Genomic DNA, 15,549 nt, shown 5'->3' on the forward strand with positions numbered 1-15,549 from the left:
TCCCGGGGGCTACCCCCGGGCCCCCGGCCGGGGTGTTTACCCGCGTTCGCCGCCTGGCACCCACAGGACATCGCCCGCGCTTCCATTGGCCGTCCGTGCCAGGATGAAGAGCAGGTCCGAGAGGCGGTTGAGGTAGGTGGCCGTCAGGGGGTTCATGATCTCGCCGTGGGCCTCCAGGGCCGCCCACGTCGAGCGCTCGGCGCGGCGTACGACCGTGCAGGCATGGTGGAGCAGGGCCGCGCCGGGGGTGCCGCCGGGGAGGATGAAGGAGCGCAGCTTCTCCAGCCGCTCGTTGAAGCGGTCGCAGTCCGCCTCCAGCTTGTCGATGTAGAACTGCTCGACCCTGAGCGGCGGGAACTCCGGGTTCTCCACCACCGGCGTCGACAGGTCCGCACCCACGTCGAACAGGTCGTTCTGCACCCGGGTGAGGACCTCGACGATCTCCTCCCTCAGCCCGCCCAGCGCGATCGCCGTACCGATCACCGCATTCGCCTCGTTGGCGTCGGCGTAGGCCGAGATCCGCAGATCGGTCTTGGCGACCCGGCTCATGTCACCGAGGGCTGTGGTGCCCTTGTCGCCGGTCCTGGTGTAGATGCGCGTCAGATTGACCATGTGACCAGCGTAGTTACCCTCCGGCCGTTCGGAACACGCGTGTGCCCACCGTCACGGCCAGTGTCGCGAAGGCGACGGCGACGAGGACGCCGTAGAACATGTGGGCCGTCGTGTAGGAGCCGACGTACGCGTCGCGCACCGCGTCCACGAGATAGCGGAACGGGACGAAGTGGGAGAGCACGTCCAGCCAGCCCGGGGCCAGGGTCATCGGCAGCATCAGGCCGGACAGGAGCATCGACGGCATGGTCAGCGCGTTGACCAGCGGGCCGAACTCCTGCGGGGTACTCACCTTCATCGCCATCGCGTACGACAGCGAGCCGAGCGAGACGGTGAGCAGGGCGACGAACGCGAAGCCGATCAGGATGCCGGGCAGCGGCGCGCGCAGCCCCATCGCCACCGCGGCCAGCACCAGCAGCACCGCCTGGAAGACGAAGACCGTCGCGTCGCGCAGCACCCTGCCGAGCAGCAGGGCGAGCCGGCTGACCGGAGTGACGCGCATGCGCTCCACCACCCCCTGCCCCTTCTCGATGATGATCGCGAACCCCGCGAAGGCGGCCCCGAACAGGCCGAGTTGGAGCAGCAGCCCGGGGACGAGAACCTGCCAGGAGCTGCCCCGCGCGCCGAGCGGCAGGCCGGTGAGCAGCGGGCCGAAGAACAAGAGGTACAGCAGCGGCATCAGGACGCCGAAGAGCAGCGCGAAGCGGGAGCGCAGGGACTGGCGCAGACAGCGGCCGTAGATGAGTGCGGTGTCGTGAAGGAGCATCGGCTCGGTCCTCGGTGTCCTATACGGCTACGGGGGCGGCGTCGGCCGATGGGGGTCCCCCCGGTCGAGCCTGTTCGAGACTGGGGGAGGGCCCGCGGCCGGTGATGGCGAGAAACGTGTCCTGGAGCGAGGCGTCGAGCGAGCCGCCGTACTCCAGCTTCAGCGCGCTCGGTGTGCCCTCGGCCACGACCACACCCCGGTCGACGACGACCAGACGGTCGGAGAGGGCGTCGGCCTCGTCCAGATAGTGGGTGGTGAGGAAGACCGTCGTGCCGTGCTCGTCGCGCAGCCGTCGGACCAGTGCCCACAGGTCCGCGCGGCTGCCGGGATCGAGCCCGGTCGTGGGCTCGTCGAGGAACAGGACCTTCGGGCGGTGGGTGAGTGCCATCGCGATGTCCAGTCGTCGTAGCTGGCCGCCCGACAGCGCGGACGTCCTGCGGTCCAGCAGGCCGGTGAGGTCCAGGTCGCGGGCCAGTTCGTCGGCTCGCTCGACGGCCCGAGCTTTTGGCAGGCGGTACAGGCGGCCCTGGGTGACCAGCTCCTCCCGTACGCCGATCTGTCCGTCGACACCGCCGGACTGGGCGACGTAGCCGCATGCGCGGCGCACCCCGGCCGGGTCGGTGGCCAGGTCGTGGCCGGCCACGGTCGCCACGCCGCCGGTCGGCTCCAGCAGGGTGGTGAGCATCCGCAGGGTGGTCGTCTTGCCGGCGCCGTTCGGGCCGAGGAAGCCGAGGATCTCGCCCTCGTGGACGGTGAGGTCGATGCCGCGCACGGCCTCCACGGGGCCGCGTTTCGTCTGGAAGGTGCGGGCCAGTCCGGCCGCGCTGATGACTGCTGTCATGCCGCCAGAAAAACAGAGTCCCTGAAATTTTGCAATGACCACAAGTTTTCACTCTGCCCAGTGAAGCGGTCCGGCGAGGCTAGGATTCGGCCATGGCAGAAGGGCTCCGGGAGCGGAAGAAGCGGCAGACCAGGCAGTACATCTCGGATGTCGCCACGGGCCTGTTCATCGAGCGCGGATTCGACGCGGTGACGATGGCGGAGATCGCCGACGCCGCCAATGTCTCCGTCAACACGGTCTACAACTACTTCCCGGCCAAGGAGGACCTCTTCTTCGACCGGTCCTCCGGCATGATCGACCGGCTGGCCCGCTGGGTGCGCGGCCGCGCCGACGGGGAGTCGGCCGCCGTGGCGGTGCTGCGCGAGCTGCGCGAGGAGGTCGAGGCGGTCTCGCCCCGGGTCGGGCTGATCCCCGGCTACGCCCGCTTCATGCGGGTGATCGAGGAGGCGCCCGCGCTGCGCTCCCGGCTGTGGGCGATCCAGCAGGAGATCCAGGCCAATCTTGAGGCCCTGCTGCGCGAGGAGACCGGCGCGGCGCAGGACGATCCGCTCCCCGCTCTGATGGCGGGTCAGATCAACTGGGCCCACCACGCCGTCATGTCCGCCATCGCCTGCGAGATGATCAAAGGTCGCGATCCGCGTGAAGTGTCCCGAGAAGTGCTGTTCCTCCTCGACGAGATAGAGGACCTGTTCAGTGAAAAGGTGCTCAACTACGCCGTCCGAGGCTTGGAATGACCCCTCCCGGTGTGATGTCCGTCAGCTGAGACGTGACGCGCATTACTTACCGGTCACACGGCCCCTCACGAGCGCTATCGTCCGCGAAAGAGCCATACGTAAACAGCGTGTAAGGGGAGTCGGAGTGGCACGGAAGCTTGCCGTCATCGGGGCCGGTCTCATGGGTTCCGGCATTGCCCAGGTCTCCGCACAGGCGGGCTGGGACGTCGTCCTGCGTGACGTCACCGACGAGGCGCTCAAGCGTGGCACCGACGGCATCAAGGCCTCGTACGACAAGTTCGTGAGCAAGGGCAAGCTGGAGGCGCACGACGCCGACGCCGCCCTCGGCCGCATCACCGCGACCACCGACCTGGACGCGGCCGCGGACGCCGATGTCGTCGTCGAGGCCGTCTTCGAGAAGCTTGAGGTCAAGCACGAGATCTTCCGTGCGCTCGACAAGATCGTGCGCCCGGAGGCGGTGCTCGCCTCCAACACCTCCGCGATCCCGATCACCAAGATCGCGGCGGCCACCGAGCGCCCCGAGCGGGTCGTCGGTGTGCACTTCTTCTCGCCGGTGCCGATGATGCAGCTCGTCGAACTCGTCCGCGGCTACAAGACCAGCGACGAAACCCTCGCCACCGCGCGGGAGTTCGCCGAGTCCGTCGGCAAGACCTGCATCGTCGTCAACCGGGACGTGGCCGGCTTCGTCACCACCCGGCTCATCTCGGCCCTCGTCGTCGAGGCGACCAAGCTGTACGAGTCGGGCGTCGCGACGGCCGAGGACATCGACCTCGCCTGCAAGCTGGGCTTCGGCCACGCCATGGGCCCGCTCGCCACGGCGGACCTCACCGGTGTCGACATCCTGCTGCACGCCACCAGCAACATCTACACGGAGTCGCAGGACGAGAAGTTCGCGCCGCCGGAGCTGATGCGCCGGATGGTTGACGCCGGTGACATCGGACGCAAGAGCGGGCAGGGCTTCTACACGTACTGAAACTCGTGTACGTACCGCCGCTGAAACCGCACAGTCCCCGCGGGTATCACCCGCGGGGGTGAATTCGGTATCGGTTCGCTTACAGACGGCAACCTGACCGCCGCTGAAGCAGTCAGACGGTGCAACGCACCGTCTTGGAGTACCTGGAGCACGACGCCGCACTCACGGGGAGCGCATATGCACATCAGGGGCGACCACGCCGGGCTGGTCGTCGGGGGCCGCCTCGACGTACGCAGCGCGGCGGACGCCCGTACGGTCCTGCATGCGGCCGTCGACGGCGGAGTCGGCGACCTCGTGCTCGACCTGTCAGAACTGGACTCCTGGGACGCCACCGGACTCGGGGTGATCATGGGCGCCCACCGGCGGGCCGGCCGCTGCGGCCGGCGTCTGGTGCTGCGCGGTGTACCGCCGCAGATGCAGCGCCTGCTGGTGGCCACCCGGCTGCACCGGATCCTGGCCATCGAGGGAGGCATCGGGGTGGAGTCGTTGCCCCGCGTGTAACTCCTCGACCGGGTGTGCTCCAGGGGGCGGACGAGACCCGGTCGGACATCGGCGAACCGCACGTCGCGCGCAATCCTCACGAGACTGTGACGTCTCGGACGGCCCGGTACCCCGACCTGTCGGAGATACTGTGCCAAGGTTTAAGGTTCGGTCGCCCGCAGCCAAGCAACCCTCGAGCGGGCCCGGACCAGAAGCGACAGCGCGGTGTGCAGCAGGCCGGGAGGGGCCGGACACGGGCACACGACGCTTTTGGGGGGCTAGGAACCTATGGACCCGATCAACCGGGGACCCGAGGGGCACGGCCAGAACGGTGACGGCAGCACGCCGCGCCAGCGCCCGCCCCGGGAATCCCTCACTTCAGACTTCGTCCAGAGCGCACCCGCACTCGCCCGCACGGTGCAGCTCGTCTCGGGCGACCTCCTGCTCACCGTCAATCCCGTCGACGGCAGCGAGATAGAGCTCTGCCCGCCCGCGGAGCGGCCCGGCCGGCCCACGAAGCTCACCGCGGCCGAGCGAGCCGAGACCGAGCGCGCCGCCCGGCCGCCCGTGCCCCCGGGACCCGCGCAGCCCGCGCTGCCGCTCCTGGAGCGCCAGGAAGAGCGCGAGCGCCTCGTGCGGCTGCTCGCCCGCGGCCGCTCCGTACGGCTCACCGGCCCGGCCGGCGCCGGCCGCAGCGCCCTCCTCGACCTCGTCGCCGACGACTGCTCGGACCTCGCCCCCGACGGCGTGGTCCGCCTCACCGGGTTCCACCGCACCGCGAGCGACCTGCTCCACGACCTGTTCCACGCGGTCTACGACGCGCCCCTGCACCGGCCGGCCCAGGACGAACTGCTGGAACTGGTCCGGGAGATCGGCGCGGTCGTCGTCGTCGACGACATCGAGTTCGGCGGCACCGGGCTCGACGAGCTCATCGACGCCACCCCCGAGTGCGCCTTCCTGATCGGCGCCACCCCGGACGTGCCCGCCCCCTCCGCCGACTCCGCGATCGAGGAGGTCTTCCTCAGCGGCCTCGACCGCGCCGCGGGCGTGGACCTGATGGAGCGCGCCGTCGGCCGCGTCCTCACCGAGGACGAGTCCAACTGGGCCGGCGACCTCTGGTTCGAGTCCGAGGGCCTGCCCCTGCGCTTCGTCCAGGCCGGGGCCCTGCTGCGGCAGCGCGACCAACTGCGGGCCAGCGCGGGCGCGGTCGACGAGGTCGGCGTCTTCGAGGACGTACGGCTCCCCTCCCCCAAGCTCTCGGCTGCGCTCGAGCAGGGAGGTACCCCCACCACCCCGGTCGAGGCGGAACCCGTCGACGCCGCGGAGGTGCCCCTGCCGTCCCTCGGCGAGGCCGCCGCGCCCGCGCCGCTGCTCGCCTCCCGGCTGAGCGCCTCCGCCCGCGCCGCCCTGCGCTTCGCCGTCGCCCTGGGCGGCGAGGTGCCGCACCAGGCCCATCTGCCCGCCCTGGTCGGCGACACCCACGCGGACGCCGCCCTCGCCGAGCTGGCCGCCTGCGGACTGGTCTCCCCGGTCGGCTCCCGCTACCGCCTGGCGGCCGGTGTGCAGGCCCAGCTGGAGGCCGCCGGATACGCCGACGGCGCCGATGACACCGCCCTCACCGCGGCCCGGCACTACGCCTGGTGGGCCGGACACCCCTCCGTCACCCCGGAGCGGGTGTGCGCCGAGGCCGACGCCCTGCTCGCCGCGCTGGCCGTCGTGGTGCCCGCGACGACGCCCCCGGCCGAGGGCGAGGAGAGCACCGCCGTGGAGCTGGCCCGCACGGCCGCCCCGGCCTTCGCCGCGGGCCTCCACTGGAACGCCTGGGACCGGGCGCTGCGCTCCGGCTCCGAGGCCGCCAGGCAGGCCGGTGAGGTCTCGGAACAGGCCTACTTCCACCATGAGTTGGGCATACTCGCGCTCTGCGGCGGACAGCTCGACCGGGCCCGCGCCGAGCTGGAGGCATCCAACGGGCTGCGCGGCGCCCTCGCCGACAAGCGCGGCACGGTCGTCGGCCGGCGCGCCCTCGCCCTGGTCGCCGACCGCGCGGGCGACGTGCCCGGCGTGGGGGCCACGGCGGGCGAGGAGGTGCCCGACGCGCGCCACGACGAGTCGGCGTCGCCGCCCGGCGGAGTTCGTGCGGCCTACCTGCCGGCGCTGCCGCCCCCGGGCGACACACTGGTCACCCACCGGCCCTCGGACCCGGCGCCGAAGACGCAGGGCGGCGGTCTGCGGCGCCTGGCCCGGCGCAACCTCGTCGCCGCCGGTTCCGGCGCGCTGCTCGCCGCGGTGCTCGGCACGGTGGTCACCCTCGGCATGACGTCGCACGACAGCGCCGACGACCCGTCGAACAACGTGAGCGTCAACCCCTCGGCCAGTCAGGGCACCGACGACGGCAGCCTCGGCGCGGACCCGACGCAGGACGACGGGAGCAAGGGCGACACGGGCACGGCCACCAGCCGCCCGACGGACCCGAGTTCCCCGTCCGACACCCCCGAGCCCTCGGAGCGGCCGAGCGGCACGAAGGGGTCGGGCGGCGACAGCGGCAGCACCTCGCCGAAGCCGTCCAAGTCCAGCACGCGCCCGACGTCCCCGCGGCCGTCGAACTCGCACTCCTCATCGCCGACCCCGTCGTCCACCCCGACCCGGTCGAGCACGCCCACGCCCACGCCGACGCAGACCCAGTCGTCGACCCCGACGACCTCCAACTCGGCCAGCGGCCCCGCCTCCAGCGCCCCCGCCGCGTCGAGCAGTTCGGCGGGCGCACCGAAAAGTGGCTCCGACGGTCCGGTGATCTGAGCCGTACGGCACACGAGGGCCGGGTCCCCGTCGGGACCCGGCCCTCGTGTGCCGTACGTACCGAAGCCGCTCCCGGCGCCTCAGAACAGCCGCAGCTTGTCGTCCTCGATGCCCCTGAGCGCGTCGTAGTCGAGGACCTGGCAGCCGATGCCGCGGTCGGTCGCGAGGACCCGGGCCTGGGGCTTGATCTCCTGGGCGGCGAAGATGCCGCGCACCGGGGCGAGATGGGGGTCGCGGTTCAGCAGTTCGAGATAGCGGGTGAGTTGCTCCACGCCGTCGATCTCGCCGCGCCGCTTGATCTCGATCGCGACGGTCTGCCCGTCGGCGTCCCGGCACAGGATGTCGACCGGGCCGATGGCGGTCATGTACTCGCGGCGGATCAGGGTGTAGCCCTCGCCGAGGGTCTCGATGCGGTCGGCGAGCAGCTCCTGGAGGTGTGCTTCCACGCCGTCCTTGATCAGGCCGGGGTCCACGCCGAGTTCGTGCGAGGAGTCGTGGAGGACTTCCTCCATGGTGATGATCAGCTTCTCGCCCGTCTTGTTGACGACGGTCCAGACACCTTCCTCCTCGCCGGCCCCCTCCTTCAGCGTGCAGGGCGGCGACATCCAGTTGAGGGGCTTGTAGGCCCGGTCGTCCGCATGGATCGAGACGCTGCCGTCCGCCTTGACCAGGATCAGGCGGGGGGCCGAGGGGAGGTGGGCGGTGAGCCGGCCGGCGTAGTCGACGGAGCACCGGGCGATGACGAGACGCATGGTCGGCAACGCTACTCGACACCCCGCCGCCCACGCGATTCGCCCACCTGTCTCCCGCCTCCCCCCTCACTGGAGACCCTCGGGGCCGCCCCTTTTGCTTTGGAAACTCTTGTTCATCCTTGGCCGATTGTGCCCCCAACGGGACCGGGCCATGTACGCAATCTGCTGGTGCGGTCACCGTCGGTTGCCTACCGTAGTAAACGGGAGGTCGCGATGTGTGTACGCAGCGTGTTCGGTATCGCGAACTCTCTTACCTGTCCGGCAACCCCTGTTCGTCGGGGGTGCGAGAGGAGAACCCATGTCGCTCGACGTCTCACCGGCCCTACTCGAACAGGCCGAGCGAGGCGAGGTCGACGAAGCTGCCTTCGTCGACTGCGTCCGGACCTCCCTGCCCTATGCATGGGAGATGATCAGCTCCCTGGTGGCCCAGCTGAAGGTGGACGGCGGACAGTTCGCCGACAACCAGACGCCCCCGCCGGACGAGCAGGCACGGGGCCAGCTGCTCCGCGCACTCGCGAGTGACGCCATACGCGGGGCGCTGCAGCGGCACTTCGGTGTGCGGCTGGCCTTCCAGAACTGCCACCGGGTGGCGGTGTTCCCGGTGGACGCCTCGGTCGACGAGACGCTGGCCCGCTTCACCTCGGTGCGCAGTCAGCTGCTGAACCAGTCCCCGGAGCTCCGGGACTGCTGACGCGGAGCTCCGGGACCGCTCACGCAGTGAGCCGCTTGCTTGCCGCTCCACATGCGGGAGGTGCAATCGGTACAGGGGCGGCAAGCTCTCTGCGTGGCAAGGGTGTTGAGCGGCGCGACGGTCGGTTCGTTCAGCGGAGGCCGGGCAGTACCTCCGCGCCGAGCCGCCGAACGTTCTCCTCCGTCGCCGCCAGGTCGCCCGAACCCTCGACCATCAGGGCGAACCGGGTGATGCCGGTTCGCTCCGAGGTCGCCGCGAGCCGGTCGGTGCACAGCCGCGGGGTGCCCACCGGGTGCAGTCCGCAGAGCAGTTCGGTGTACGCCAGCGGATCGCGCATCGCGCGCTGCCGGCCGTCCACCGTCACATGGGCCTCCAGGCCCTGCTTCAGCCAGCCCGGCATCGCCTTCAGCAGCGTCTCCGCCGCGTCGGTGCGCCGGTCCGCGATCTGGCAGACGCCCGCCGAGACATGGGCCGCGCCGAGGATCTCGTCCGTGGTCCGCCCCGCCGCGCGTGCGTGCTGCCGCCACAGGGCGACCATCTCGGCCTTCTCCTCGTCCCCGATGTGCATGCCGAGCAGCATCGGCAGTCCGCGCTCGGCCGCCAGCCGTACGCTCGCCGGCGAGGTGCAGGCGACGACGACCTCGGGACCCGGGGTGTCCGTCAGCGCCTCCGACGGGCGGGGTACGACGGGGACCTCACGGAAGGAGAACCGTTCCCCCGCGGCCGCGACCGCCGGTTCGCGCAGCCAGCGCACCAGCAGATCGAGTGATTCCGGGAACCCGTGCTCGTACGCACCGAGGCCGGAGCCGAACACCTCCAGGTCCACCCAGGGCCCGCCGCGCCCCAGGCCGAGGGTGAAGCGCCCGCCGCTCGTCACATGCAGCAGCGCGGCCTGCTCGCCGAGGGCGACCGGGTGGACGGTGGGCAGTACGCTGACGGCCGTGCCGACCCGGATGCGCTGGGTGCGGCCCAGCAGCAGGGCGGCCAGGGTGACCGCCGATGGACAGGTGCCGTACGGCACGAAGTGGTGTTCGCCGAGCCAGACGGTGTCCAGCCCCGCCTCCTCGGCGACCTCCGCCGAGCGGACCGCCCGGTGCAGGGCCTCCCCCTGGCCTTGGCCCGGGAACTGGGCTGCCAGCACAAAACTTCCGACGCGCATCGTTCTTTTCCTGCTTCCTTGGCTCCGACGCGGAGCTCCCCCACCCGGCATAACCGTCCGACACGTGCCGAGGACACGGCCTCGCGAAGAGATTTCCGGATTGTCTGCAGAACGGGTCGCCCTGGAGAGGGACTTGTGCGGGTTGGTTCCCTACGCGTACCCCTGTCCGCGCCGCGTAGGCTGGACACAGCCCGTGCTTCCTGTATAGCCCCGAGAGGTGTCCCGTGTCCCCGCGTCGCAACCGAGCCAAGGGAGCCGGTTCGTCCGGCCGGAGCGCCGAGGAGGAGGGCGGCGGCCGTTACGGCGGCTGGCAGTCCACGGAGAGCTGGCAGGGGGAGGAGTGGTACGTGCGCCATGTGGCCGGGGCGAGCGCGGAGGGCAAGACCTACCGCTGCCCCGGCTGCGACCAGGTGATCCCCTCCGGCGTCCCGCACGTCGTGGCCTGGCCGCAGCACGCCGGCGTCGACGACCGCCGGCACTGGCACAAGGCCTGCTGGAACGCGAAGGACCGCCGCACCACACGGGTGCAGCGGTCCCGGAACGCGCCGAGGTTCTGAGCTTCGTACGAGCTACACGTCCCGCTTCTGCAGCAGCACGAGGGCTCCGCCGAACGCGACGGCCGTCACGCCCACGATGATCCACAGCGGGTCCCAGCCGGACGGGCCCTTGTCGCTGAGGGAGTTGGAGTAGAAGACGCTCATCTGGTTGGGGATCGAGTACTGGAACAGGGCCTCGCGCACCTTCTCCAGCGACGAGGAGAACATGAACAGCGCGATCACCAGCGGGGCCAGGACGGCACCGATCATGATGGTGATGGCGCCCGCCGAGTGCCGGATGATCGAGCCGACGACCAGCGAGAGCAGGCCGAGCAGGGCGATGTAGAGGCTGATGCCGACGGTGCCCTTGAGCCATTCCCCGCCGGACGGGGTGCGCGCGCCGTTTCCTTCCAGCAGGGACGCCTGGACCATGGCGACGAACGACGCGGCCGCGAGCGTGACCACGAAGGCGACGAGGAAGAACACGATCGCCTTGGCCGCGAGCACACGCGCACGGCTGGGGCAGGCGGTCATCGTCGTACGGATCATCCCCGTCCCGTACTCCGAGGCCGTGGTCAGCACGCCGAGCGTGATGATGCACATGCTGCCCAGGAGCAATCCGAAGAAGCCCAGGCTCAGCGGGTTCTCGCCCGACAGGTCGGAGGAGGAGTTGCTGACCACCGTACCGGCGAGCAGGCCGATGCCGACGACGAGGACCACGAACACACCGAGCGTCCACATCGTCGAACGCACCGACTTGATCTTCGTCCACTCGGAGGCCAGCGCATGGCCGAGGTGGGTGCGCACCACCGGGATCGGCGAGGTGTAACCGGGGTACTGCCCGCCGGGCGCCGACTGCCAGTTCGGCGCGGCTGCGGCTGCCTGCGGCATCGGGGGCTGGTGCGTGCTCATCGGGCGTCCTCGGGCTTGGTCAGGTCGGCGGTGACGGGAGCGGCGGCCGGCTGCGGTGACGATTCGGCAGCGGGGGCCGGGGCCGCGGGCGGCTGCTGGGGCGCCGCCGAGGCGGGCTGCGCGTACGGGTTCGGCTGTCCGGCGCCGGGGGCCCCGGCGGGAGCGCCGTAGGGCCCCGTGGGCGCCGCGCCCGGCGCCGCCTGGCCCTGCGGCGGGGCGAACGGCCCACCGCCCTGCTGGGGCGGCGGCGGGGCGTACCAGCCCGGCTGGCCCTGGCCCGGTACCGGCATCGGCGGCTGGGCGCCGGGCGGCAGCGGCTGCTGGAGGCCGGCCTTCTGGTCGACGGTCGAGCGGTAGTCGACGGCGCCCTGCGTCATCCGCATGTACGCCTCCTCCAGCGATGCCTGGTGCGGCGACAGCTCCCACAGCCGTACGTCGGACTCGTGCGCCAGGTCACTGATGCGGGGGAGCGCGAGTCCCGTGACGCGCAGCGCCCCGTCCTGCTCCGGCATCACATGCCCGCCCGCCTCGGTGAGCGCGGACGTCAGCTTCTCGCGCAGCTGGGGCTCGGTGTCGGGCGTCCTCACGCGCGCGAAGTCGGCCGAGTTCGCCGAGATGAAGTCCTTGATGCTCATGTCGGCGAGCAGCTGTCCGCGCCCGATGACGATGAGGTGGTCGGCGGTCAGCGCCATCTCGCTCATCAGGTGGCTGGAGACGAACACGGTCCGTCCCTCCGCCGCCAGCGCCTTCATCAGATTGCGCACCCACAGGATGCCCTCGGGGTCGAGGCCGTTGACCGGCTCGTCGAACAGCAGCACCTGCGGGTCGCCGAGCAGCGCGGCCGCGATGCCGAGCCGCTGCCCCATGCCGAGCGAGAAGCCCTTGGACCGCTTCTTCGCCACGTCCTGGAGGCCGACGACCCCGAGCACCTCGTCCACCCGCCGGGCCGGGATGCCCGACAGCTGGGCCAGGCACAGCAGATGGTTGCGGGCGTGCCGGCCGCCGTGCACCGCCTTGGCGTCCAGCAGCGCGCCGACCTGGCGGGGGGCGTTGGGCAGCCTGCGGTACGGGTAACCGCCGATCGTCACCGTGCCCGCGGTCGGGTTGTCCAGCCCCAGGATCATCCGCATGGTCGTCGACTTGCCCGAGCCGTTCGGCCCGAGGAAGCCGGTGACGGCTCCGGGCCGCACCTGGAAGGAAAGGTTGTACACGGCGGTCTTGTCGCCGTAGCGCTTGGTCAGGCCGACAGCCTCGATCATGCTCCGCACCCATCGAAAGGTTCAGGACAGCGGGGCACACGCCCCCGTAAGGGTTAGGAGGATAACCGGGCGCTGACGGTTCCGCTCAAGGAGAAGTAAAACCTCAGGCGTCGCGCTTCTTCAGGCGTCGCGCTTCTTCAGCAGCACGTACCCGCCCGCGATCGCGGCGATCACCCACAGCACCATGATCCCCAGCCCGCCCCAGGGGCCGTACGGGGTGTCGTCGTCGACCCGCGGGACCACCTGCATGATCCGGCTGCCCGCCTGGTCCGGCAGGAACCGGCCGATCTTCTTGGTCGCGTCGACGTTGCCGAGGATGTTGGAGATCAGGAAGAAGAACGGCATCAGGATGCCGAGCGACAGCATCGGCGAGCGCAGCATCGAGGCGACGCCCATCGAGAACATCGCGATGAGGGTCATGTAGAACCCGCCGCCGAGGACCGCCCGCAGCACCCCGGTGTCGCCGAGCTGCGTCCGGTGGGAGCCGAGCATCGCCTGCCCGAGGAAGAAGGCGGCGAAGCTGGTGACCATGCCGACGGCCAGGGCGAGCCCGGTGGCCACCGCGATCTTGCTGAACAGAAAGGTGCCGCGCTGCGGTACGGCGGCCAGCGAGGTGCGGATCATGCCGGTGCTGTACTCGTTCGACACGACGAGCACCCCGAACACGATCATCGCCAGCTGTCCGAGCGTCATGCCCGCGAAGCTGATGAAGGTGGGGTCGAAGGAGAGCCGCTCCCGCACGGGCATGTTGTCGAACTGGCTCCTCGACAGCGCCGAGATCAGCATGCCGAGGGCGACGGTGACGACCACGGCGAGGGACAGCGTCCACACGGTGGACGCGACGGACCGGATCTTCGTCCACTCGGACCGGACGACCTGTGCGACCACCACGGTTCAGGCCCCCTTCCAGTCGGCGCCCCAGTCCTGCTGGACGGGGGCGGTGTCTGCGTGTGCGTGGTACTCCACCGACTCCGCCGTCAGCCGCATGAACGCCTCCTCCAGGGAGGCCTGCTGCGGGCTCAGCTCGTGCAGCACGATCCCGCCTCGCGCGGCGAGCTCGCCGATCTGCTCGGCCTTGCCGCCGTCCACCTCCAGCGCCCCGCTGCCCGACTCGACGGCGGTGATCCCGCCCTCGTGCAGCGCGTCGAGCAGCCGCTCGCGCTGCGGGGTGCGGATCCGGACGTACGACCGTGAGTTCTGCCGGATGAAGTCGGCCATGGAGGTGTCCGCGAGCAGCCGCCCCTGACCGATGACCACCAGGTGGTCGGCGGTCAGCGCCATCTCGCTCATCAGATGGCTGGAGACGAACACGGTCCGGCCCTGCGCGGCCAGCGACTTCATCAGGTTGCGGATCCAGTGGATGCCCTCGGGGTCGAGCCCGTTGACCGGCTCGTCGAACATCAGGATCCGGGGATCACCGAGCAGCGCGGCCGCGATGCCGAGCCGCTGTCCCATGCCCAGCGAGAACCCCTTGGCCTTCTTCCGTGCCACCGCCGTGAGCCCCACGGTGTCCAGCACCTCGTGCACCCGGCTCCTGGGGATCCCGTTGCTCTGCGCGAGGCACAGCAGATGGTTGAACGCGCTCCGCCCGCCGTGCACCCCCTTCGCCTCCAGCAGCGCCCCGATGTACGTCAGCGGGTCCTTCAGCTGGTCGTAGTGCTTGCCGTCGATGTGGACGTCGCCCGCGGTGGGGTGGTCGAGTCCGAGGATCATCCGCATGGTCGTGGACTTCCCGGCCCCGTTGGGCCCGAGAAACCCCGTGACGATGCCCGGCCGCACGGCGAAGGTCAGATTGTCGACCGCGACCTTCTCGCCGTACCGCTTGGTCAGCCCCACCAGCTCGATCATGCGGACACGCTAAGACGGGACGAAGCCCCCTGCCACCGGAGCGGCAGGGGGCTTCTTTGTTCTGTCGGCGTACGCCGGGTGTTACCGGGACTGCTGGGCCGGAACACCCCGGGAGATCGGCTCGTCCTCGGCCGGGGAGCCGGCGGCGGCCACCGCGGCGCCCGTGAGCGTGGCGAGCATCTCGCGGACGTTCGTCAGCTGGGCGTTGATGGAGTCGCGGCGGTTGGTGAGAGCGGCCAGCTCGCGCTCGGATTCCGAGCGGATGCGGTCGGCCTTGGCGTTGGCGTCGGCGACGATGTCCTCGGCCTGGCGCTGGGCCGTCTCGACCGTCTGGCGGGCACGGCGCTCGGCGTCGGTGCGCAGCTTCTCCGCCTCCAGACGCAGCTGCTCGGCGCGGTGCTCGATCTCGGCGAGACGCTTCTCGGCCTTGGCCTGACGCGAGGCCAGGTCGCGCTCGGACTGCTCGCGGCGCTTGGCGAGGTTCGTCTCGAAGTCGGCCGCGGCCTGGGCGGCCTTGGCACGGGTCTCCTCGAAGAGGGCGTCGGCCTCCTCGCGCTTCGACTGCGCGTCCTTCTGGGCGTCGGAGCGCAGCTGAGAGGCGTCGCTCTTGGCCTTCTCGACGATCCGGACGCCCTCGTCCTCGGCCTTGGCCTTGCGCTCCGCGGCGAACGACTCCGCGTCGTTGCGGACCTGCTGGGCCGCCGACTCGGCGAGCTCGCGGTGCTGCTCGGCCGCGCGCCGGGCCTCGTCGCGCAGATCCTTGGCCTCCTCCTCGGCGAGGCGGAGGATCTTCTCGACACGTGCACCGAGACCGGCGTACGACGGCTCGGCGTCGGTCACCTGTGCCTGGGCGTTCTGTGTCTCGAGGTGGAGCTCCTCGATGCGCTTTTCCAGAGCGGTGATGCGGGCGAGAGCGCTGTCACGGTCGGAGACGAGCTTGGAGATCCGTTCGTCCACCTGAGCGCGGTCGTACCCACGCCGCACTAGCTCGAAGCCGTAGGGGGAAGTGTCGCTCATGGGGTTCCTGTCGAATGAGACCGGTGAGGTGATAGGTGGAATCCTAGGGGCCGAAGCGGTGTGTCATCGAGCGGATACGTGTTTGATCTGGAGAATGACACCTCTTTTGAGTGGTCAACCCGCGCAGCGCTTGCCAACGACTCGGACAAAGAGCCCAGAAGGTAACGGAATCGAAG

The 15,549-nt window shown here is 70.6% G+C and carries 16 protein-coding genes; 6 read left to right on the forward strand and 10 right to left on the reverse strand.

Going from position 1 to position 15,549, the window contains the following annotated elements; genetic code table 11:
- Positions 1-36 precede the first annotated feature (36 nt).
- The 3 genes from AB0I54_RS04120 to AB0I54_RS04130 are packed head-to-tail and all read right to left on the reverse strand — an operon-like array spanning position 37 to position 2,216.
- Positions 37-612 (reverse strand): cob(I)yrinic acid a,c-diamide adenosyltransferase, encoded by a 576-nt coding sequence (locus tag AB0I54_RS04120; RefSeq protein ID WP_363294286.1) that lies wholly within the window; start codon positions 610-612, stop codon positions 37-39.
- Between the two features lie 13 nt (positions 613-625).
- Entirely contained in the window at positions 626-1,375 is a 750-nt protein-coding gene (locus AB0I54_RS04125) for an ABC transporter permease (protein WP_363294287.1), read from the reverse strand.
- 19 nt (positions 1,376-1,394) lie between these two features.
- On the reverse strand, positions 1,395-2,216 hold the full coding sequence (locus AB0I54_RS04130) for an ATP-binding cassette domain-containing protein (protein ID WP_363294288.1): 822 nt from the start codon (positions 2,214-2,216) through the stop codon (positions 1,395-1,397).
- 92 nt (positions 2,217-2,308) lie between these two features.
- Between AB0I54_RS04130 and AB0I54_RS04135 the strand changes: the two genes are divergently transcribed.
- The 4 genes from AB0I54_RS04135 to AB0I54_RS04150 all read left to right on the forward strand — a co-directional run bounded on the left by AB0I54_RS04135 (position 2,309) and on the right by AB0I54_RS04150 (position 7,199).
- Positions 2,309-2,950 (forward strand): helix-turn-helix domain-containing protein, encoded by a 642-nt coding sequence (locus tag AB0I54_RS04135; protein ID WP_363294289.1) that lies wholly within the window; start codon positions 2,309-2,311, stop codon positions 2,948-2,950.
- A 124-nt stretch (positions 2,951-3,074) separates the two neighbouring features.
- Positions 3,075-3,923, forward strand: a complete 849-nt coding sequence (locus tag AB0I54_RS04140) for a 3-hydroxyacyl-CoA dehydrogenase family protein (protein ID WP_363294290.1) — start codon at positions 3,075-3,077, stop codon at positions 3,921-3,923.
- A 177-nt stretch (positions 3,924-4,100) separates the two neighbouring features.
- Positions 4,101-4,424 carry an STAS domain-containing protein gene (locus AB0I54_RS04145; RefSeq protein WP_263212752.1) on the forward strand — a complete coding sequence of 108 codons (324 nt, stop codon included), beginning with the start codon at positions 4,101-4,103 and terminating at the stop codon, positions 4,422-4,424.
- 267 nt (positions 4,425-4,691) lie between these two features.
- Complete coding sequence (locus AB0I54_RS04150) at positions 4,692-7,199, forward strand: ATP-binding protein (RefSeq protein WP_363294291.1); 2,508 nt, start codon at positions 4,692-4,694, stop codon at positions 7,197-7,199.
- Between the two features lie 80 nt (positions 7,200-7,279).
- Here AB0I54_RS04150 and nucS read toward each other — a convergent pair whose 3' ends face one another.
- The gene (gene nucS / locus AB0I54_RS04155) at positions 7,280-7,951 is read right to left on the reverse strand and encodes an endonuclease NucS (protein WP_363294292.1); all 672 of its coding nucleotides are present in this window, start codon (positions 7,949-7,951) and stop codon (positions 7,280-7,282) included.
- Positions 7,952-8,249: 298 nt separating this feature from the next.
- Between nucS and AB0I54_RS04160 the strand changes: the two genes are divergently transcribed.
- Positions 8,250-8,642, forward strand: a complete 393-nt coding sequence (locus tag AB0I54_RS04160) for an SCO5389 family protein (protein WP_363294293.1) — start codon at positions 8,250-8,252, stop codon at positions 8,640-8,642.
- 130 nt (positions 8,643-8,772) lie between these two features.
- Here AB0I54_RS04160 and AB0I54_RS04165 read toward each other — a convergent pair whose 3' ends face one another.
- Complete coding sequence (locus AB0I54_RS04165; RefSeq protein WP_363294294.1) at positions 8,773-9,801, reverse strand: LLM class flavin-dependent oxidoreductase; 1,029 nt, start codon at positions 9,799-9,801, stop codon at positions 8,773-8,775.
- Positions 9,802-10,025: 224 nt separating this feature from the next.
- Between AB0I54_RS04165 and AB0I54_RS04170 the strand changes: the two genes are divergently transcribed.
- Positions 10,026-10,358, forward strand: coding sequence for an ATP/GTP-binding protein (locus tag AB0I54_RS04170; protein ID WP_363294295.1), 333 nt, complete (start codon positions 10,026-10,028; stop codon positions 10,356-10,358).
- A 12-nt stretch (positions 10,359-10,370) separates the two neighbouring features.
- On the opposite strand, the gene AB0I54_RS04175 is transcribed toward AB0I54_RS04170, so the two are convergent.
- The 5 genes from AB0I54_RS04175 to AB0I54_RS04195 all read right to left on the reverse strand — a co-directional run bounded on the left by AB0I54_RS04175 (position 10,371) and on the right by AB0I54_RS04195 (position 15,373).
- Positions 10,371-11,249: an ABC transporter permease subunit gene (locus tag AB0I54_RS04175; RefSeq protein ID WP_363294296.1), complete on the reverse strand. Its 879-nt coding sequence runs from the start codon at positions 11,247-11,249 to the stop codon at positions 10,371-10,373.
- Positions 11,246-12,508, reverse strand: a complete 1,263-nt coding sequence (locus tag AB0I54_RS04180; RefSeq protein ID WP_363294297.1) for an ABC transporter ATP-binding protein — start codon at positions 12,506-12,508, stop codon at positions 11,246-11,248. Before AB0I54_RS04180 ends, AB0I54_RS04175 begins: the two co-directional genes overlap by 4 nt.
- 120 nt (positions 12,509-12,628) lie before the next feature.
- On the reverse strand, positions 12,629-13,399 hold the full coding sequence (locus tag AB0I54_RS04185; RefSeq protein WP_363294298.1) for an ABC transporter permease: 771 nt from the start codon (positions 13,397-13,399) through the stop codon (positions 12,629-12,631).
- Positions 13,400-13,402: 3 nt separating this feature from the next.
- Entirely contained in the window at positions 13,403-14,356 is a 954-nt protein-coding gene (locus AB0I54_RS04190) for an ABC transporter ATP-binding protein (protein WP_363294299.1), read from the reverse strand.
- Between the two features lie 81 nt (positions 14,357-14,437).
- Entirely contained in the window at positions 14,438-15,373 is a 936-nt protein-coding gene (locus AB0I54_RS04195) for a cellulose-binding protein (RefSeq protein ID WP_363294300.1), read from the reverse strand.
- Between the last annotated feature and the right edge of the window lie 176 nt (positions 15,374-15,549).

This window comes from Streptomyces sp. NPDC050625, assembly GCF_040654755.1.
Lineage (GTDB): Bacteria > Actinomycetota > Actinomycetes > Streptomycetales > Streptomycetaceae > Streptomyces.